Annotated in this window: 18 protein-coding genes and 1 tRNA gene; 9 read left to right on the forward strand and 10 right to left on the reverse strand. The window is 63.9% G+C overall.

Annotated features, from left to right (window positions below):
- The first annotated feature begins 115 nt into the window (after nucleotides 1-115).
- Nucleotides 116-337 (forward strand): hypothetical protein, encoded by a 222-nt coding sequence (locus RFN30_RS10625; protein ID WP_320262026.1) that lies wholly within the window; start codon nucleotides 116-118, stop codon nucleotides 335-337.
- Nucleotides 338-412: 75 nt separating this feature from the next.
- Here RFN30_RS10625 and tolA read toward each other — a convergent pair whose 3' ends face one another.
- From tolA to RFN30_RS10660, 7 genes are all read right to left on the reverse strand, one after another.
- Nucleotides 413-793 carry a cell envelope integrity protein TolA gene (tolA, locus tag RFN30_RS10630; RefSeq protein WP_430694641.1) on the reverse strand — a complete coding sequence of 127 codons (381 nt, stop codon included), beginning with the start codon at nucleotides 791-793 and terminating at the stop codon, nucleotides 413-415.
- Between the two features lie 280 nt (nucleotides 794-1,073).
- Nucleotides 1,074-2,000, reverse strand: a complete 927-nt coding sequence (locus tag RFN30_RS10635) for a glutathione S-transferase family protein (protein WP_320262027.1) — start codon at nucleotides 1,998-2,000, stop codon at nucleotides 1,074-1,076.
- Nucleotides 2,001-2,022: 22 nt separating this feature from the next.
- Nucleotides 2,023-2,604, reverse strand: coding sequence for a VOC family protein (locus RFN30_RS10640; protein ID WP_320262028.1), 582 nt, complete (start codon nucleotides 2,602-2,604; stop codon nucleotides 2,023-2,025).
- Nucleotides 2,605-2,953: 349 nt separating this feature from the next.
- Nucleotides 2,954-3,118 (reverse strand): hypothetical protein, encoded by a 165-nt coding sequence (locus tag RFN30_RS10645; RefSeq protein ID WP_320262029.1) that lies wholly within the window; start codon nucleotides 3,116-3,118, stop codon nucleotides 2,954-2,956.
- 124 nt (nucleotides 3,119-3,242) lie between these two features.
- Nucleotides 3,243-3,317, reverse strand: a tRNA-Glu gene (locus RFN30_RS10650).
- Between the two features lie 86 nt (nucleotides 3,318-3,403).
- A complete protein-coding gene (locus RFN30_RS10655; protein ID WP_320262030.1) occupies nucleotides 3,404-3,817 on the reverse strand; it encodes a VOC family protein in 414 nt (137 codons plus the stop codon).
- Between the two features lie 11 nt (nucleotides 3,818-3,828).
- Nucleotides 3,829-4,212 (reverse strand): fimbrial protein, encoded by a 384-nt coding sequence (locus RFN30_RS10660; RefSeq protein WP_320262031.1) that lies wholly within the window; start codon nucleotides 4,210-4,212, stop codon nucleotides 3,829-3,831.
- Nucleotides 4,213-4,238: 26 nt separating this feature from the next.
- Between RFN30_RS10660 and RFN30_RS10665 the strand changes: the two genes are divergently transcribed.
- Nucleotides 4,239-5,294, forward strand: coding sequence for an RluA family pseudouridine synthase (locus RFN30_RS10665; RefSeq protein WP_320262032.1), 1,056 nt, complete (start codon nucleotides 4,239-4,241; stop codon nucleotides 5,292-5,294).
- A 210-nt stretch (nucleotides 5,295-5,504) separates the two neighbouring features.
- Nucleotides 5,505-6,416 (forward strand): RNA polymerase sigma factor RpoH, encoded by a 912-nt coding sequence (gene rpoH / locus RFN30_RS10670; protein WP_126087214.1) that lies wholly within the window; start codon nucleotides 5,505-5,507, stop codon nucleotides 6,414-6,416.
- 321 nt (nucleotides 6,417-6,737) lie between these two features.
- Here the strand turns inward: rpoH and RFN30_RS10675 are convergent, their stop codons facing one another.
- The 3 genes from RFN30_RS10675 to RFN30_RS10685 form a co-directional block, all read right to left on the reverse strand.
- Nucleotides 6,738-7,397: a peroxiredoxin gene (locus tag RFN30_RS10675; protein ID WP_320262033.1), complete on the reverse strand. Its 660-nt coding sequence runs from the start codon at nucleotides 7,395-7,397 to the stop codon at nucleotides 6,738-6,740.
- Between the two features lie 201 nt (nucleotides 7,398-7,598).
- Nucleotides 7,599-7,964, reverse strand: coding sequence for a cell division protein ZapA (locus RFN30_RS10680; protein WP_192251932.1), 366 nt, complete (start codon nucleotides 7,962-7,964; stop codon nucleotides 7,599-7,601).
- 4 nt (nucleotides 7,965-7,968) lie between these two features.
- The gene (locus RFN30_RS10685; protein WP_126087211.1) at nucleotides 7,969-8,241 is read right to left on the reverse strand and encodes a DUF4164 domain-containing protein; all 273 of its coding nucleotides are present in this window, start codon (nucleotides 8,239-8,241) and stop codon (nucleotides 7,969-7,971) included.
- 275 nt (nucleotides 8,242-8,516) lie between these two features.
- Here RFN30_RS10685 and tkt point away from each other — a divergent pair, with 275 nt between their 5' ends.
- The 6 genes from tkt (at nucleotide 8,517) to RFN30_RS10715 (ending at nucleotide 17,326) form a co-directional block, all read left to right on the forward strand.
- Nucleotides 8,517-10,508 carry a transketolase gene (gene tkt / locus RFN30_RS10690; RefSeq protein ID WP_320262034.1) on the forward strand — a complete coding sequence of 664 codons (1,992 nt, stop codon included), beginning with the start codon at nucleotides 8,517-8,519 and terminating at the stop codon, nucleotides 10,506-10,508.
- A 209-nt stretch (nucleotides 10,509-10,717) separates the two neighbouring features.
- Nucleotides 10,718-11,728 carry a type I glyceraldehyde-3-phosphate dehydrogenase gene (gene gap, locus RFN30_RS10695; RefSeq protein WP_320262035.1) on the forward strand — a complete coding sequence of 337 codons (1,011 nt, stop codon included), beginning with the start codon at nucleotides 10,718-10,720 and terminating at the stop codon, nucleotides 11,726-11,728.
- A gap of 257 nt (nucleotides 11,729-11,985) precedes the next feature.
- A complete protein-coding gene (locus RFN30_RS10700) occupies nucleotides 11,986-13,875 on the forward strand; it encodes a potassium/proton antiporter (RefSeq protein ID WP_320262036.1) in 1,890 nt (629 codons plus the stop codon).
- A 104-nt stretch (nucleotides 13,876-13,979) separates the two neighbouring features.
- Nucleotides 13,980-15,176 (forward strand): phosphoglycerate kinase, encoded by a 1,197-nt coding sequence (locus RFN30_RS10705; protein WP_320262037.1) that lies wholly within the window; start codon nucleotides 13,980-13,982, stop codon nucleotides 15,174-15,176.
- Between the two features lie 125 nt (nucleotides 15,177-15,301).
- A complete protein-coding gene (locus tag RFN30_RS10710) occupies nucleotides 15,302-16,327 on the forward strand; it encodes a class I fructose-bisphosphate aldolase (RefSeq protein WP_320262038.1) in 1,026 nt (341 codons plus the stop codon).
- Nucleotides 16,328-16,585: 258 nt separating this feature from the next.
- Nucleotides 16,586-17,326 carry a DUF899 domain-containing protein gene (locus RFN30_RS10715; RefSeq protein ID WP_320262039.1) on the forward strand — a complete coding sequence of 247 codons (741 nt, stop codon included), beginning with the start codon at nucleotides 16,586-16,588 and terminating at the stop codon, nucleotides 17,324-17,326.
- Nucleotides 17,327-17,359: the final 33 nt, after the last annotated feature.

Consider the following 17,359-nt stretch of genomic DNA (forward strand, 5'->3'; position numbering starts at 1 on the left):
ATCGGCACCGGTCGACGCCTGGCAACCTACGTTCCCGCGCCCCTTGATCGCGGGAAGCCGATGAAACCTTTGGCCGGCATCCGACGTTATCCGCGCAGCACGAGGGAGACTGAAGATGTCCATTCACTTCACCGTCTCTGGCCTGACCAGGAACCTGATCCATTCGCTTGGACTGGATCACGAGCGGGCGCCGAGGCATCTGACGCCGGAGCAAAATCTGCTGCTGGAATGCTATTTGGCCGGACAGATCCCGGAATCGGCCTGGAACGACTACGTCTTTGAGATGCCGGAGTTGGCAAAGCACGCAAACGCCCGGCGCCGGCGCAATGCGACGTAATGGGGTTCCTTACAAAAACAAAACGGTTTTCGGTTTGGAGACTGCCCAAAGGTAATTTTGAGCAGTCCGGCAGTTCTATTGCTGAACGGCTTTGGCGTTGTCTTTTGGCGAATTGAACTGAAGCGTAAAGACCTTTCCCGGAATTCCTTGCGCGAGCGTCGGCGAAAAGCTGAGCGGCAGGCAGTTGCGCAGGGCGGCGGTGGCAGCGTCGACATAGGCCTGGCGCGCCTTGTCATCGCCGCTGACCTTGATGGCCGTTGGCTTCGGCGGACCGATCAGCGTGCCGTCGCGCTTGAAGCTGAAACTCAAGGTGACTGAGGAATTTCCGGAATCGGCGGGCGGCGTCCAGCACGCCTGCAGGGCGACGCCGACCTCGTTCATGGTGTTGAGCGATGCGGCATTCGCCGGAACCGGCAGCGCCAGCAGCGCGCCGACAATCACCGAATAGCTTGACATGCCTTTCATCGCCAGTCCTCCTCGCTTTCGCCCGATCGCTTGGCGGCATGGTACGATCAACGAGAAGGATGACAATAGGATTTCACCCCGGCTGACCCCGGCAAAATCACCAAAATCATGTTGTCGTGATGCCGGCACGGCCGTCGCCGGAAAAGCAAAAGGCCGGCGCTGGCCGACCTTTCCTTCGCCTCGGCAATCGCGCCAGTACATCCGTGGTCGCGGCGAGGACCGGATCACTAGACAGCGCTTTGGTTAACGAACCCTTAGTCCCGCGACTTGCTTAAGCCGCGGCCTGCGCCTTCACATGGGCGATGTAGCCGCGCACGTCGCCGGCCGGCTCCGCATAGGCCTTGCCGAGCTTCTTCTCGATCGCGGCCATATAGTCCTTCGCCCATTTGGGCAGCTCATAGTCGATGACCGCCAGGAACTCGAGCGTCGCCGCCAGCCGGATGTCGGCGATTGACGGGTTGTTGCCGCCGATGAATGGCTTGCCGTCCCTGAAGAAGCTGTGAAACACCTCGAGAGGCTCGGCGATCGCGGCGGCGGCCGCCTTCTGCGCCTCCGATTTCTTGTCGGCATGAGCGTCGCTGTGGCCGACCTCGCCGGCATATTGCGGAAAGCCGAGCGCCGGATAGGTGGCTCTGGCCACATAGGGATAGAGCGTCCCGATCAGGTAGAACATGGCGCTGTCGACCATCGCCCGCTTGGCCGGCGCCTTCGGATAGAATTTATCCAGCCCATGCTTGTTGGCGAGGTACTGCATGATGGCGCAGCTCTCCCAAAGCACGCCCCTGGGAAGGCTTTTGTCCTCTATCATCGGCGTCAGATGGGCCGGGTTGCGCGCCAGGAATTCCGGCGTGCGTGTCAGACCCCAGGCGTCGGTCTCGGCATGGTCGAATCCTGCCGCTCGTGCGAACACCCGCACCGTCATGTTGTTGACGCTGGGCCGCAGCATGCTGAGCTTCAGCCCGGGCTTCTTGGCGGACTTCGCCTTTGCTTTGGGCGCGGCTCTTGCCGCCGCTTTGGGCGCGGCTTTAGCCGCCGCTTTAGGCGCGGCTTTAGCCGCCGCTTTAGGCGCGGCCTTTGCCGTCGCCTTCGCGGCAGGTTTGGCTGTCTTGGCCGACACCTTGGCGGCGGTTGTTGCCTTTGCCTTCGCGGCCGGCTTGGCCGCGGCCTTCTTCGTTCCCTTCATTGCAGCCTTTGCCATCTTGGTCCTCCCTCTGACCTGTTCAGTATGGATTCTTCGCCGCCCGATCCTCGGACAATGTCTCGCGCGATCGCTCGACCAGCGCCTGGATGGCATCGGCAAGATGCACTTCAGCGATATTGTAGTCGCCGCGCCCCACGCGGATCTTGTGCGCCTCCATCAGCACGTCGGCATGGCTGAACCCCGCCGGCGGCTCGAAGCGGTAGGAGGCAAGCTCGATCAGCAGGCCGAGCGGATCCTCGAAATAGATCGAATCCATGAAACCGCGATCCTTGACGCCGCTGTGCTTGATGCCACGCTCGTCGAGCCGGGCGACCGCCTGCAGGAAGGTCACGCGCGACACCGCGAACGCGATGTGGTGGACGCAGCCGATGTCGGTCGGCGTCCGCCGCTTGACCGGGCTGCGGCTCTCGTCGGTGAAGACCGTGATCAGTCGCCCATCGCCCGGGTCGAAATAGAGGTGGCTTTCGCTCGCCTTGTCGAGATTGGGCTGCTCGAAGATGAAGGGCATGCCGAGCACGCCTTCCCAGAAATCGATGGAGGTCTGGCGATCGGCGCCGACCAGCGTGATGTGATGGACGCCTTGCGATTGTAGTTTCTGCATCTGGCTCCTCCCCAGCCACGCCGCGCATTTGCCGCCGGACGGGATTCAGATGCACAGTCGCGCCAAGATCAGCGCTCGGCATGTGGCCGCCGCCCGGCCTCGCACTCCGCATTCCGCATCCTGCGGGATTGCGGTCGAGGCTTTGATGAACGGATGCTAATTCAATCCGAGGCGTTGCGCCAGAAGCGCCGTTCGAGGGCGCACGACGCAGAGCGGCGCTGGGATTGCCGACGCCTTCGCGGAGCTCGCCGAAACGATATGCCGCCGGCAGCTCTAGCCTGAGGGCCGCTCCAGGACCGCCTTTTCAGACGACAGCTTCCCCCACGGAACCCTCTCGCGGTCCGACCGTTTACGGGTCATGGCCCTGGCCGACGACATTCAAATGGCGGAACGGCACGTTCTGCAAGCCGAGCAGCACATCAAGCGCCAGCGCGCGCGCATCGCTGCGCTGAAGCGCCGTCGGTTGCCGCGAGGCAAGGCGGCCAATTTTCTGCAGCTGCTCGAAAATGCCCAATCGATGCACCTCCAGCACCTGTCGCGGTTGTTGGAGCAAGCATCCCGTGAAAGGCCCGAAGCCGGCGTATAGACTTGGACGCCTGGTTTCAGCGCCGGCAGCTAAGGAAGCAATATTTGAGAGATGGTACGCCCAAGGGGAATCGAACCCCTGTTACCGCCGTGAGAGGGCGGTGTCCTGACCGCTAGACGATGGGCGCGCTCAAGAACCGGCTACATAGGATGACGGCCGCGAAAAAGCAACTGGGGTTTCGGACTGTTCGCAGACTTTGCCGAATGCCCTCGGTCAGCCCTGCCGTTTCGGCTCGATCAGGTCCCAGAGATTGCCGTAAAGATCGGCAAACACCGCCACCGTGCCATAGGGCTCAAAGCGTGGTGCCTCGCGGAACTCGACGCCCTTGGCAAGCATCGCCTGATGGTCGCGCGCGAAGTCGTCCGTTTCGAGGAACAGAAACACCCGGCCGCCGGTCTGGTCGCCGATGCGGCTCGCCTGCGCCGCGCCGGAGGCTTCCGCCAGGAGCAGCCGCGCGCCTTGTCCATTCGCTGGCGTGACGGTCACCCAGCGCTTGCCGCCGCCGAGGTCGACATCGTCGGTCAGCGCAAAGCCCAGCCGCTCGACATACCAGGCGATCGCCTCGTCATAGTTCCTGACGACGAGCGCCACGGTCGCAACACTGCGGTTTTCGGCAAAGCCGCTCATTTGTTGCGGGCTCATTTGTTACGGATTGGGAACTGGCCGATCATGCGGCGCTCGGCAAGGTCATAGACGAAGATGGAACGGCTGCCGTCGGCAAGCTCGGCGTCGATCGACAGCCGGTTGCCGGACAGCGACTGGCTGACCACCCTGGCGCCGACCGGAAGCACGATGTCGCCGCTGAGCGGCGCCCCGGCCGGAGCCTGGACAACGCCGGCAGATGTCGTCCCGGCGCCGGGCGCGTTGCGGGCTTTGTAGACAAGCGCCCCGATCACCACCATAAGGGCGAGGAACAACAGGCCGAGATTGACGATCATGAAGCGGATAAGCTTCCTGCGCACCTTTTCGGCCGCGGGGTCGAGCGGCTTCTCCTCATCGTCTTCGGCGATAGGCCGGGTCATGGCTAAACAATCCGCAACGGGTTTCGATGAGCGCTCATAACGAAGCGGCTCCGAATTTGATAGGGGATGAATTGGCCGATAACGAAGCGGTCGTTCTGGAAGCCGGCGCCGATGCCGCCGGCCAGCGCCTCGACCAATGGCTGGCCGCGAAGCTCGGCCCGGAGATTTCGCGCAGCCGCGTGCAGGCCCTGATCCGGCAGGGCGCGGTCTCGATCGGCGGCAAGCCGGTCGAGGAGGCCAAGCGCAAGATGGCGGCCGGCGAACGCGTCTCGGTCGTCATGCCCGAACCGGAGCCGGCCGAGCCGCAGGGCGAGGCGATCCCGCTCGATATCCTCTACGAAGACGACGAGCTGATCGTCATCAACAAGCCTGCGGGTCTGGTCGTCCATCCCGGCGCCGGCAACTGGACCGGCACGTTGGTCAACGCGCTCATCCATCATTGCGGCGACAGCCTGTCCGGCATCGGTGGCGTCCGGCGGCCTGGCATCGTGCACCGTCTGGACAAGGAAACAAGCGGCGTCATGGTGGTGGCCAAGACCGACCGCGCCCACAAGGCGCTGTCGGAAGCCTTCGCCGATCATGGCCTGACCGGCGACCTGGAGCGCGCCTATCTGGCGCTGGTCTGGGGCATCCCGCAGCGGCCGACCGGCACCGTCGACGCCGCGCTCGGCCGCGCCGCCGACCGCGTCCGCCGCGCGGTGGTTCCCGAACACCGCGACGATGCCCGCCACGCCGTCACCCATTTCCGCGTGGTCGAGCGTTTCGGCGAAGGACAAAAGGAATTCACCACCGCCAGCCTGGTCGAATGCCGGCTCGAGACCGGCCGTACGCACCAGATCAGGGTCCACATGGCGCATATCGGCCATCCCGTGATCGGCGACCCCGACTATGGCCAGGCCTTCCGCACCAAGGCTAACCGGCTGCCGGAACCGCTGAAAAGCGAGGTCAATGCATTTTCCCGGCAGGCCCTGCATGCCTGGCTCCTTGAATTCCGGCACCCGACCACCCATCTAACGATGAGGTTCGAGGCGCCGATGCCAAGGGACATGGAGGAACTCGTCGGCGGCTTCCGCAAGCTCTGAGCCGCCTTCAAGACGCTTCAAACCAGCCATCAAAAAACCTGACTGGCGTTGTTCACTTCAGCGTGACACACTGTTTCGTGTTGAACAAATGCCTGTCCTTTCTGGTTTTGTTCCTATATACAGCAGTTGCCGCAGATGAGCCGATTGGCATTCGCGTCACATGCCCGCCGCGTTACGGGGGCATCACTCCAAGAGAGAGGGGGCGCTATCATGGCCCAGTCACTACCCAGTATCGTTTCCGGTGAAGGCGGTCTCGCCCGTTACCTGGAAGAAATCCGTCGCTTTCCGATGCTTCAGCCGCAGGAAGAGTACATGCTCGCCAAGCGTTATGCCGAGCATCAGGACACTTCCGCCGCGCACAAGCTCGTCACCAGCCATTTGCGGCTCGTCGCCAAGATCGCCATGGGCTATCGCGGCTACGGCCTGCCGATCGGCGAGGTGATCTCGGAAGGCAATGTCGGCCTCATGCAGGCCGTCAAGAAATTCGAACCGGAGCGCGGCTTCCGGCTCGCCACATATGCCATGTGGTGGATCAAGGCCTCGATCCAGGAATACATCCTGCGCTCGTGGAGCCTGGTCAAAATGGGCACCACCGCCAACCAGAAGCGCCTGTTCTTCAACCTGCGCAAGGTGAAGGGCAGAATCCAGGCGCTCGACGACGGCGACCTGAAGCCCGACCAGATCGCCGAGATCGCCACGCGCCTCAACGTTTCCGAGGCGGAAGTGGTGTCGATGAACCGCCGCCTGTCGGGCGACGCTTCGCTCAACGCCCCGATCCGGGCGAGCGAGGGTGAGTCCGGCGAATGGCAGGACTGGCTGGTCGACGACCACGAAAGCCAGGAAGAGATGCTGATCGAGCAGGACGAGCTGGAAAGCCGGCGCGCCATGCTGTCGGGCGCTCTGTCGGTGCTCAACGATCGTGAGCGGCGCATCTTCGAGGCGCGCCGTCTGGCGGAAGAGCCGCTGACGCTGGAAGAGCTGTCGGCCGAGTTCGACATCAGCCGCGAGCGTGTGCGCCAGATCGAAGTGCGCGCCTTCGAGAAGGTGCAGGACGCCGTCAAGGCCGCGGCCAAGCGCCAGAATCAGGCGCTGCGCACCATCGAAGCGCAGCCGGCGGCTTAAGGCTCAGGGCACTACGCGAAAACAAAACGGCGGCGCCAGCATCTGGCGCCGCCGTTTTTGTTTTGAACGCCCGCGATTGGCGAAGGCCGCGATGCCGGCCCTTTCTCCCCGTCCCTACACGCCCGGTTCACCGTAGCTGCAGCACAGCTGCTGCGAAGGATGGGCAGGGCAATGAGGGGCAGCGCCGTGGCTGCGAGATTGTCGTTCAGCGCGGACAATCGCACCCAAGAGAGGTGGCGCGCGGCGATCGTCGAACACCGCGCCGCCCCTCATCCGCCCTTCGGGCACCTTCTCCCCGTAAAACGGGGAGAAGGAAAAGGCTCAGGCCGAGGGCTGCTTGGTCTTCCTCAGATACGGCAGCACCGTTTCATAGGCGCCGAAGCGCTTGATCGCGTCCTCGTTGGAGACGGCGGCGGTGATGATCACATCCTCGCCCTGCTTCCAGTTCGCCGGCGTCGCCACCTGGTGCTTGGCCGTCAGCTGGATGGAATCGATGACGCGCAGGATCTCGTCGAAGTTGCGGCCCGTGGTCATCGGATAGGTCAGCACCAGCTTGATCTTCTTGTCCGGGCCGATGACATAGACCGAACGCACGGTGGCGTTGTCGGCCGGCGTGCGGCCCTCCGAGCTCTCGCCGGCGCCCGCCGGCAGCATCTCGTAGAGCTTGGCGACCTTGAGGTCCTTGTCGCCGATCAGCGGGTAGTTCACCGTCTGGCCGGTAGCGGTCTTGATGTCGGCCTGCCACTTGTCGTGGCTCGACACCGGATCGACGGAAATGCCGATAATCTTGACGTTGCGCTTTTTGAATTCGCCTTCCAGCCCGGCCATCGTGCCGAGCTCGGTCGTGCAGACGGGCGTGAAGTTCTTCGGATGGCTGAAAAGCACCGCCCAGCCGTCACCGATCCATTGATGGAAATTCACTGTCCCTTGAGTGGTCTCGGCCGTGAAGTCCGGCGCGGTATCGTTGATACGAAGGCTCATGACGTGCTCCCTACCCTGTGACATATCGCCGGCATGGGCCAACCCCATCCGGCGTGGCTCAGCCTTCTATACCGCCGGACGATCCGGTTCAAAAGGCTTGTGTCTGCAAGCGTGATCGAGAGAGCGGAAATTTTTGTCTTTTCCTGGAAAAGACAGCGCGAATTTTCCGCGACGGATGCCGGGGAGGCTGGATGAGGCGGCTTAAGCCTTCTTCATCGCCAGCGTCGCCGCCAAGTCTTCCATGCGCTGCGCGAGCGCAGCAAGCGCGGTGGTCAGCACGCTGTCGCTCTTATCGGCTTTGGTCAGCGCCTCGTCGCGCGTCTTGCGCAGCGTCTGCACCTCGCTTTCCATGCCCTTGACGCGCTTGTTCAGCTCCGAGAGCTCATCCATCACCATGATGCCGGCCATCACGGTCAGCCGCTGGTCGCCGATCTCGCCGAAGGAATCCTTCAAATGCATGACATAGCGGTCGAAGCGCTCGGCGAGGTCGATCAGATGTTCTTCCTGGCCCTCGTCGCAAGCCATCCGGTACTGCTTGCCGTCGATGGAAACCGTCACCTGTGCCATTGGCTTACCTGTCGAGAACCGCGCGGATGGTTTCCATGGCGGTCACCAGCCGGCGCGACACTTCCTTGTTGGCATCTTCCAGCCGTTCGGCGCGGGCCTCGGAATTGTCGAGCTCCTGCGCCAGCCGCGAGCGGTCGGCGTTCATGCGCTGCACCTCGGCCTCGGCTTCGGAATAATCGCGCTCATGCTCGAGCCGCGCCGCGACGGCGCTTTCCAGCCCCTCCATGGCTTTGCCGAGCCTGGCGATGACTTCCTTGAGGGTCGTTTCCCCGGTCATGGCCTTCGTCCTATGCCCTGCCCGTCACCGAATCGCTCGCGTTCAGAACGCGTTATTGCGGAAACATTAGGCGCCGGGTGAAGCGCGCGTCAATAAAGCTCTCGCGACTGTCCCCCGCTAACGCTAATGTAGCGGATGCGGCCCTATCACAAGCCCGGCAAAATCCGACCGGTTTGTTGACTAAAAGGCCGCGCCTGCTATGTGTCGCGGCATCCTTTCCAAGGGCTCCCCCCAAGGGCTCTCCCAAGGCTCCAACCCCTATTTCCGGAGGAAGCATGACCTCGCGTGAACAACATGACCGGATGGCCAATGCGATCCGTTTCCTTTCCATGGACGCCGTCGAGAAGGCGAATTCGGGCCACCCCGGGCTGCCCATGGGCTGCGCCGACGTCGCCACGGTGCTGTTCACCCGCTTCCTGAAATTCGACGCCAAGGCGCCGCACTGGGCCGACCGCGACCGTTTCATCCTGTCGGCCGGCCACGGCTCGATGCTGCTCTACTCGCTATTGTACCTCACCGGCTATGAGGACATGACGATCGACCAGCTCAAGAACTTCCGCCAGCTCGGATCGAGGACCGCGGGCCATCCCGAATACGGCCATGCCGCCGGCATCGAGACGACCACCGGCCCGCTCGGCCAGGGCCTCGCCAATTCGGTCGGCTTCGCGCTCGGCGAGCGCATCATGAACGCCGCCTTCGGTAACGACCTCGTCAACCACTACACCTACGTGCTGGCCGGCGACGGTTGCCTGATGGAAGGTGTTTCCCAGGAAGCCATCGCGCTGGCCGGCCACCTCAAGCTCAACAAGCTGATCGTCTTCTGGGACAACAACAACATCTCGATCGACGGCCCGGTCTCGCTCGCAGACAACACCGATCAGGTCGCCCGCTTCCAGGCCAGCGGCTGGAACGCCAGCCACATCGACGGCACCGATCCGGACGCGATCGCCTACGCCATCGAAGCCGCCCGCCATTCCGACAAGCCGACGATGATCGCCTGCAAGACGACGATCGGCTTCGGCGCCCCGACCAAGGCCGGCACCAACAAGGCGCATGGCTCGCCGCTCGGCGCCGAGGAAATCGCCGGCGCCCGCAAATTCTTCAACTGGGAGTCGCCGCCCTTCGAGATTCCGGCCGACATCCTCGACGCCTGGCGCGCCGTCGGCACCGCCGGCGCCAAGGCGCGCGACAACTGGGAAGGCCGCCTTGCCCAGGCCGACGCCAAGCTGACCAGCGAATTCCAGCGTCGCCTCGCCGGCAAGCTGCCCGGGAATTTCGACGCCGTCATAGCCGACTACAAGAAGAAGCTGTCGGCCGACAAGCCGAAGGTCGCCACCCGCAAGTCGTCGGAAATGGCGCTGGAAGTGATCAACGGCGCGGTTCCCGAAACCATCGGCGGCTCGGCCGACCTCACCGGCTCCAACAACACCAAGACCAGCCAGACCAAGAACATCACGCCGGACGATTACGGCCAGCGCTACGTTCATTACGGCATCCGCGAGCACGGCATGGCGGCGGCGATCAACGGGCTGACCCTGCATGGCGGGCTGATAGCCTATGGCGGCACTTTCTTGTGCTTCTCCGACTATGCCCGCCCCTCGATGCGGCTTGCCTCGCTGATGGGCATCCGCTCGATCTTCGTCATGACGCATGACTCGATCGGCCTCGGCGAGGACGGCCCGACCCACCAGCCGGTCGAGCATCTGGCCGCACTGCGCGCCATTCCGAACCACAACGTGTTCCGCCCGGCCGACGCCGTCGAGACCGCGGAATGCTGGCAGCTGGCGCTGAAATCGGAAAAGACGCCCTCGACGCTGGCGTTGACCCGTCAGAACCTGCCGACTGTGCGCACCGAATTCAGCGAGGAGAACCGCAGCGCCTCCGGCGCCTACGAGCTCGCCGCGGCAAGCGGCGAACCGGCGGTGACGATCTTCGCCACGGGATCGGAGGTGGAGGTTGCCCTCGGCACGCGCGAGCTGCTCGAGAAGCACGGCCATCCGACCCGCGTCGTTTCGGTGCCCTGCTTCGAGCTGTTCGACCGGCAGAGCGAGGACTACCGCAAGAAGACCATCGGCAACGCCAAGGTGAAGGTCGCCATCGAGGCCGGCATCCGCCAGGGCTGGGATCACCTCATCGGCACCGACGGCATCTTCGTCGGCATGACCGGCTTCGGCGCTTCCGGCTCGATCGAGCAGCTCTATCCGCATTTCGGCATCACCGCCGAGGCCGCGGCCAAGGCCGTGGAAGCGCGCCTGCACGGCAATTGAGACCGTATATGTCGCGCAAAAGCGCACAGCGGTTTTGTGCGACATGTATGAAGCAAGACGGTAGCGGTTCGGCGAGGTCACTCAGGTGGTTTTGCCGGACTGGACCAACCTAATCGATTTAAATTTGGGCTTCTGCGGCTGGATTCTTTGCCCGCCCGCCGTTATGAAGCTGCGGACCCACCCGCCTTCCAGCCCCTAGGGAGAGAAACATGACCGTCAGAGTTGCCATCAACGGATTTGGCCGCATCGGCCGCAACATCCTGCGCGCGATCCATGAATCCGGCCGCAAGGATATCGACGTCGTTGCCGTCAACGACCTCGGCCCGGTCGAGACCAACGCGCACCTGCTCCGCTATGACAGCGTGCACGGCCGCTTCCCGCATGAGGTGACGGTCGACGGCGACCAGATCTCCGTCGGCAAGGAGAAGTTCAAGGTCACCGCCATCAAGGATCCGACCCAGTTGCCCTGGAAGGAGCTCGGCATCGACATCGCGCTCGAATGTACCGGCATCTTCACCGCCCGCGACAAGGCCGCCGCGCATCTGGCCGCCGGCGCCAAGCGCGTCATCGTCTCGGCCCCGTCCGACGGCGCCGATCTCACCGTCGTCTACGGCATCAATCACGACAAGCTGACCAAGGACCACGTCGTCATCTCCAACGCGTCCTGCACCACCAACTGCCTGGCGCCGCTTGCCGCCGTGCTGCACGAGACCGTCGGCATCGAGAAGGGCATGATGACGACGATCCACTCCTACACCGGTGACCAGCCGACGCTGGACACCATGCACAAGGACCTCTACCGCGCCCGCGCGGCTGCCCTGTCGCAGATCCCGACCTCGACCGGTGCCGCCAAGGCGATCGGCCTCGTGCTGCCCGACCTCAAGGGCAAGCTCGACGGCATCTCGATCCGCGTGCCGACCCCGAACGTCTCGGTCGTCGACTTCAAGTTCATCGCCAAGCGCTCGACCACCGCGCAGGAGATCAACGAAGCGCTGGTCGCCGCCTCCAAGGGCAAGCTGAAGGACATCCTTTCGGTCACCCATCATCCGAACGTTTCGATCGACTTCAACCACGATCCGCATTCCTCGATCGCGGCGCTCGACCAGACCAAGGTCATGGACGGCAACTTCGTATCGGTGCTCTCCTGGTACGACAACGAGTGGGGCTTCTCGAATCGTATGGGCGACACTGCCGTCGCCTTCGGCAAGACCATCGCCTGATCGCAGGCTTCGATTTGCAGATTGAGACGCCCGGCTTCGGCCGGGCGTTTTTTATTGGCCGACTGGCCAAAAACCACGCTGCCGCCTTGCACTGGTCATGTCTTCGCCCCACTCTGCCGTAAAGCGGGAGGATTACAGCGCCGCGCGTCCATTCGGACGCGCAAAGGACGCTGTAACACTTTGATTTTTCGCATGATCCTTTCCGAAAATCGAACCGATTTTCGGGGACATGCGTGGGATTTGAGGGGCAATTCCGGATGGAGCATGCGATCTATCTTGTGACGCTGGTCGGCACCGCGCTTGTCGTTGCCGCCGCGTTTTCGAGCCTGATCGCCTTCCGCTTCGGCGCTCCCTTGCTGCTCCTCTTCCTCTGCATCGGGCTAGCCACCGGTGTCGACGGCCTCGGCATCGAGTTCGACAATGCGCGCCTGGCTTATTTTGCCGGCTCACTGGCTTTGGCCATCATCCTGTTCGATTCCGGCTTCGGCACGCCGCTCAACGCCTTGCGTCAGGCCGCCGGACCGGCGCTGTCGCTGGCCACCATCGGCGTCATCCTCACCACCGGCATTTTCGGCGCCGCCGCCTTCTATCTCCTCAACCTCAGCTGGCTGGAATCCTCGCTGCTCGGCGCAGCCGTCGCCTCGACCGACGCGGCCGCGGTGTTCTTCCTGCTCCGCGCCGGCGAGATCCATTTGCGCGAGCGCGTGCGTTCGACGCTAGAGGTCGAATCCGGCACCAACGACCCGATCGCCATTTTCCTCACCATCACTTTGGTCGAGATCATCGCCGCGCATGCCAATCCGGAAGCCAATGTGCTCGCCACCAATCTCCTGCTCGGCTTCCTCATCAACATGGGGCTCGGCGCCGTCATCGGCGTGCTCGGCGGCCTTGCCATCGTGCGCCTCGTCGAGCGGCTGAACCTCGACCACGGCCTGCTGCCGATCTTCGTGCTGACGCTATCGCTGATGGTGTTCGCCGCAGCCGGCGCCGTCGGCGGCTCCGGCTTCCTCGCCGTCTATCTCGCCGGCCTCGTCGCCGGCAATTCCGACATCCGCGCCGTCACCATCCTGAAACGCTTCCAGGACGGCATGTCGTGGCTGGCGCAGATCATCATGTTCCTGATCCTCGGCCTGTTCGCCACGCCCTCGCAATTCCCGGCGATCCTGGTGCCGGCAATACTGCTCGGCCTGTTCCTGATCTTCGTGGCGCGGCCGATCGCCGTCTGGCTCTGCCTGATCCCGTTCCGCCTGCCGCGTCCCGAGGTAGCTTTCGTCTCCTGGGTCGGCCTGCGCGGCGCCGTGTCGATCCTGCTTGCCATCACGCCTCTGCTCGGCGGGCTCGAACACGGGCGGCTGATCTTCAACGTCGCCTTCATCATCGTGCTTGTGTCGCTGGTGGTGCAGGGCTGGACCGTCGGTCCGCTGGCGCGTCGCCTCGGTCTCATCGTGCCGGCGCGGCTCGGGCCGCTCGACAAGGTCGAGCTCGAGCTGCCGGGCTCGGCGCATCACGAGCTCCTCGCCTACCGCGTCGCGCCCGGCAGCCCAGTGGCGCGCGGCGAGCGCATTCCACGCTGGGCGAGGCCCTCGCTGGTGCTGCGTGACGGCCGCTCCATGCGCTTCCAGGACATGGGCAGGCTGACCGCCGGCGATCAGGTCTACATCTTCGTGCCGGACCGCTATCCGCGCCTGCTCGACAAGCTCTTCGCCAGCCGCGCCGTGGTCGACCCCGAGGACGCCGATTTCTTCGGCGCCTTCGCCGTCGATCCGGCCCGCTCCGCTGCCGAGCTGGAAGCCGCCTACGCGCCCGGCCTTATCGAGGCCGAACAGAAGCTCACCGTCGCAGCACTCGTCACCGAGCGGCTCGGCGGCCACGCCGAATATGCCGACCGCGTGATGATCGGCCCGATCGAGCTGATCGTGCGCGATGTCGACGAGAAAGGCAGGATCACAGGGCTTGGCCTGTCCTTCGAACCGACCGCGCCGGTGGCGCGCGTGCCGGTTTTCCTCAGCGCCGGCGAGATCGCCGACCGCGTCGCCGCCTTCGTCCGCAACTGGCGCAAGCCAGCGGAGCCACCTACCACCACAGGTGAAGCGCGGGACGCCCCCGCACCGGAGCCTGAGGCGCAAAAAGCCACGACCGAAAGCTGATGTCACACGGCGACATCATTTTTGCGCGCGTGCCCTAACGCAGCCCTTGCATCGTCCCCGGTGCCGGGTAAGGTCGCCGCGTTTTTCGCTAAGAAGGAACGACCATGGCCGGCTTCAAGACACTCGACGATATCGGCGCCGTCAGCGGCAAGCGCGTCCTGGTGCGCGTCGACCTCAACGTGCCCGTCGCCGACGGCAAGGTGACCGACGCCACGCGCATCGAGCGCATCGCGCCGACCATTTCCGAGCTCTCCGGCAAGGGCGCCAAGGTGATCCTGCTCGCGCATTTCGGCCGTCCCAAGGACGGTCCGTCGGCCGAATTCTCGCTGGAGCCGATCGCCCGCGCCACTGCGGAAGTGCTCGGCCGCCCGGTCGGCTTTGCTTCCGACTGCATCGGCGACAAGGCAGCCGACGCGGTTGCCGCCATGAAGGATGGCGACGTCCTGCTTTTGGAGAACACCCGCTTCCACAAGGCCGAGGAGAAGAACGAGCCGGCCTTCACCGAAAAGCTCGCCGCCAATGGCGACATCTATGTCAACGACGCCTTTTCCGCCGCGCACCGCGCGCATGCGTCGACCGAAGGCGTGGCGCATCGGTTGCCCGCTTTTGCCGGCCGCACCATGCAGGCCGAGCTCGACGCCCTGGAAAAGGGTCTGGGCAACCCCGTTCGCCCGGTGGTGGCCATCGTCGGCGGCGCCAAGGTCTCGACCAAGATCGATCTCCTGATGAACCTGGTGAAGAAGGTCGACGCGCTGGTCATCGGCGGCGGCATGGCCAACACCTTCCTCGCCGCGCGCGGCACCGATGTCGGCAAGTCGCTCTGCGAACATGACCTGGCCTCCACCGCCAAGCAGATCATGATCGAGGCGGCGGAGGCCGGCTGCGCCATTATCCTGCCCGCCGACGGCGTCGTGGCGATGGAATTCAAGGCGGGCGCCGCGAGCGAAACCGTCGCCATCGAGGCCGTGCCGGCCGATGGCATGATCCTCGATGTCGGCGCAAAGACCGTGAAGAGCGTCACCGACTGGATCGACCGTGCCGCGACGCTTGTCTGGAACGGCCCGCTCGGCGCCTTCGAGATCGAGCCCTTCGACCACGCCACGGTGGCGGCGGCGAAACACGCGGCGGCCCGCACCAAGGAGGGCAAGCTGGTGTCGGTCGCCGGCGGCGGCGACACGGTGGCTGCCCTCAACCATGCCGGCGTCGCCGACGACTTCACCTATGTCTCGACCGCTGGCGGCGCCTTCCTGGAATGGATGGAAGGCAAGCCGCTGCCGGGCGTCGAGGTGCTCAAGCGCTGAGTCGATCGACAATACGCGAGCGGGTCCAGGTCTCGGAAAGTTTCAATCGATTCGAGCTTTCCGGTGTCATTCCTTTGGCGGTAGTGTTCTGCTAGGCGCGGAATACAACCGTCAAGGAGAGCACCATGAGCGAACGTCTCGAAGACATAGCCGCCGCGATCGTGGCCGATGGCAAGGGCCTTTTGGCCGCCGATGAGAGCTCCGGTACCATCAAGAAGCGTTTCGACGTCATCGGCGTCGAATCGACCGCCGACAGCCGGCGCGACTATCGCGAGATGATGTTCCGCGCCAAGGAGGCGATGACCAAGTACATCTCCGGCGTCATCCTCTATGACGAGACCATCCGCCAGAAGGCGGCCGACGGCACGCCGCTGGTCGACATCATCAAGGCTTCCGGCGCCATTCCCGGCATCAAGGTCGATCTCGGCGCCAAGCCTCTCGCCGGTTTTCCCGGCGACACCATCACCGAAGGCCTCGACGGCCTGCGCGAGCGGCTTGCGGACTATTACAAGCTCGGCGCCCGTTTCGCCAAATGGCGCGCGGTGATCGACATCGACACCGCCAAGGGCGTGCCGTCGGCCACCTCGATCGGCTCCAATGCGCATGCGCTGGCACGTTACGCCGCGCTTTGCCAGGAGGCCGGCATCGTGCCGATCGTCGAGCCGGAAGTGCTGATGGACGGCGCCCACTCGATCGACACCTGCTATGAAGTGAGCAAGGCGACCTTGCTGAAGCTCTACGGCGAGCTCTACGCGGCACGCGTCGTGCTGGAAGGCACCATCCTGAAGCCGAACATGGTCATCTCCGGCAAGAAATCGGGCAAGAAGGACAACCCGGAAGCGGTCGCCGAGAAGACGATCAAGCTGTTCCGCGAAACCGTGCCGGTGGCGGTACCTGGGATTGCCTTCCTCTCCGGTGGCCAGGACGACGAGGAAGCGACAGCCAACCTCAATGCCATCAACGCCATCGGCCCGCATCCGTGGAAGCTCTCCTTCTCCTACGGCCGCGCCCTGCAGGCGGCTGCGCAGAAGGCCTGGAGCGGCAAGGCGTCGAACGTCGCCGCCGGCCAGGCTGCCTTCATCCACCGCGCCCACATGAACCACCTGGCGGCGCTCGGCAAATGGCAGCCGGCGCTGGAAAAAGCCGCCTGATAGCTGGCTTCCTCAAAACCACCGAAAACCCGGGCCCTTTTCCCGGGTTTTTGTTTTTTGCCGGCCGCATCCCTACCTGATGCATCGCGACAGCACCGGCAGATGCATGTCGCCCAAAAGTGTGATCGGTTTTGGGAAAACGACATGCATAAAACAAGGACTTAAAGCGCGTCGCCTGAATCGATTTCAGCGCGACGCGCTTTATGTCGGATCGCGCCGATGTCGAACGTCCTTGGCAGGAGAGGACAGGAGATAGTCATGCATCGCAATGCCGTTGTTTCGCGGGAGGACTGGTTCGAGGCGCACAGAAGGCACCTCGAGCGCGAGAAGGAGCTGACGCGGTTTCGTGACTGCGTCGCCGCTGAGCGGCGGCAACTGCCCTGGCTCAAGCTGCGCAAGGATTACATCTTCGAAAGCGAGCAGGGACCGAAGCGCCTTGCCGAACTGTTCGCCGGCAAAAGCCAGCTCATCGTCTACCATTTCATGATGACGCCGGGCTCCGACCATCGCTGCGAAGGCTGCTCCTTCCTGGCCGACCACATCGATGCCGCCAACCAGCATTTGAAGCATCATGACGTGTCGCTGGTCGTCATCTCGCGGGCGCCGCTTGCCGAACTCCTGCCCTACAAGCAGCGCATGGGCTGGAAATTCGACTGGATGTCGTCCTACGCGTCGGACTTCAACTTCGACCTCCAGGTCTCCTTCACCGAAAGGCAGATCGCGGCCGGCGACACCGTCTACAATTTCGAGAAACGCCCGCTGCGATCGAAGGACCTGCCCGGCACCAGCGTCTTCTATCGCGACGAGAACGGCGACATCTTCCTCACCTTCATGTCGCGTGCCCGCGGCGGCGACGCGCTGATCGGCGCCTATCACTATCTCGACATGACGCCGAAGGGCCGCAACGAGACCGGGCCTTATCACGGCCTGATGGACTGGGTGCGCCTGCACGACGAATACCAGGCCAAGGGCAAGGACCGGCCGGACTGCTGCGAGTGACCGGCCTCGTTCACCTCGGCCGAAACATGCGCT

The sequence above is a fragment of the Mesorhizobium dulcispinae genome, assembly GCF_033977345.1.
Classification (GTDB): Bacteria; Pseudomonadota; Alphaproteobacteria; order Rhizobiales; family Rhizobiaceae; genus Mesorhizobium; species Mesorhizobium dulcispinae.

What these genes read in the sequence shown, in the direction of transcription:
- RFN30_RS10680 (WP_192251932.1), bottom strand. Translation starts at nt 7,964, where the DNA reads ATGGCACAGGTGACGGTTTCCATCGACGGCAAGCAGTACCGGATGGCT.
- RFN30_RS10635 (WP_320262027.1), bottom strand. Translation starts at nt 2,000, where the DNA reads ATGGCAAAGGCTGCAATGAAGGGAACGAAGAAGGCCGCGGCCAAGCCG.
- tkt (WP_320262034.1), top strand. Translation starts at nt 8,517, where the DNA reads ATGACCTCGCGTGAACAACATGACCGGATGGCCAATGCGATCCGTTTC.
- RFN30_RS10660 (WP_320262031.1), bottom strand. Translation starts at nt 4,212, where the DNA reads ATGACCCGGCCTATCGCCGAAGACGATGAGGAGAAGCCGCTCGACCCC.
- RFN30_RS10715 (WP_320262039.1), top strand. Translation starts at nt 16,586, where the DNA reads ATGCATCGCAATGCCGTTGTTTCGCGGGAGGACTGGTTCGAGGCGCAC.
- gap (WP_320262035.1), top strand. Translation starts at nt 10,718, where the DNA reads ATGACCGTCAGAGTTGCCATCAACGGATTTGGCCGCATCGGCCGCAAC.
- RFN30_RS10700 (WP_320262036.1), top strand. Translation starts at nt 11,986, where the DNA reads ATGGAGCATGCGATCTATCTTGTGACGCTGGTCGGCACCGCGCTTGTC.
- RFN30_RS10625 (WP_320262026.1), top strand. Translation starts at nt 116, where the DNA reads ATGTCCATTCACTTCACCGTCTCTGGCCTGACCAGGAACCTGATCCAT.
- RFN30_RS10640 (WP_320262028.1), bottom strand. Translation starts at nt 2,604, where the DNA reads ATGCAGAAACTACAATCGCAAGGCGTCCATCACATCACGCTGGTCGGC.
- RFN30_RS10655 (WP_320262030.1), bottom strand. Translation starts at nt 3,817, where the DNA reads ATGAGCGGCTTTGCCGAAAACCGCAGTGTTGCGACCGTGGCGCTCGTC.
- RFN30_RS10665 (WP_320262032.1), top strand. Translation starts at nt 4,239, where the DNA reads ATGAGCGCTCATAACGAAGCGGCTCCGAATTTGATAGGGGATGAATTG.
- RFN30_RS10685 (WP_126087211.1), bottom strand. Translation starts at nt 8,241, where the DNA reads ATGACCGGGGAAACGACCCTCAAGGAAGTCATCGCCAGGCTCGGCAAA.
- RFN30_RS10710 (WP_320262038.1), top strand. Translation starts at nt 15,302, where the DNA reads ATGAGCGAACGTCTCGAAGACATAGCCGCCGCGATCGTGGCCGATGGC.
- rpoH (WP_126087214.1), top strand. Translation starts at nt 5,505, where the DNA reads ATGGCCCAGTCACTACCCAGTATCGTTTCCGGTGAAGGCGGTCTCGCC.
- tolA (WP_430694641.1), bottom strand. Translation starts at nt 793, where the DNA reads ATGTCAAGCTATTCGGTGATTGTCGGCGCGCTGCTGGCGCTGCCGGTT.
- RFN30_RS10675 (WP_320262033.1), bottom strand. Translation starts at nt 7,397, where the DNA reads ATGAGCCTTCGTATCAACGATACCGCGCCGGACTTCACGGCCGAGACC.
- RFN30_RS10705 (WP_320262037.1), top strand. Translation starts at nt 13,980, where the DNA reads ATGGCCGGCTTCAAGACACTCGACGATATCGGCGCCGTCAGCGGCAAG.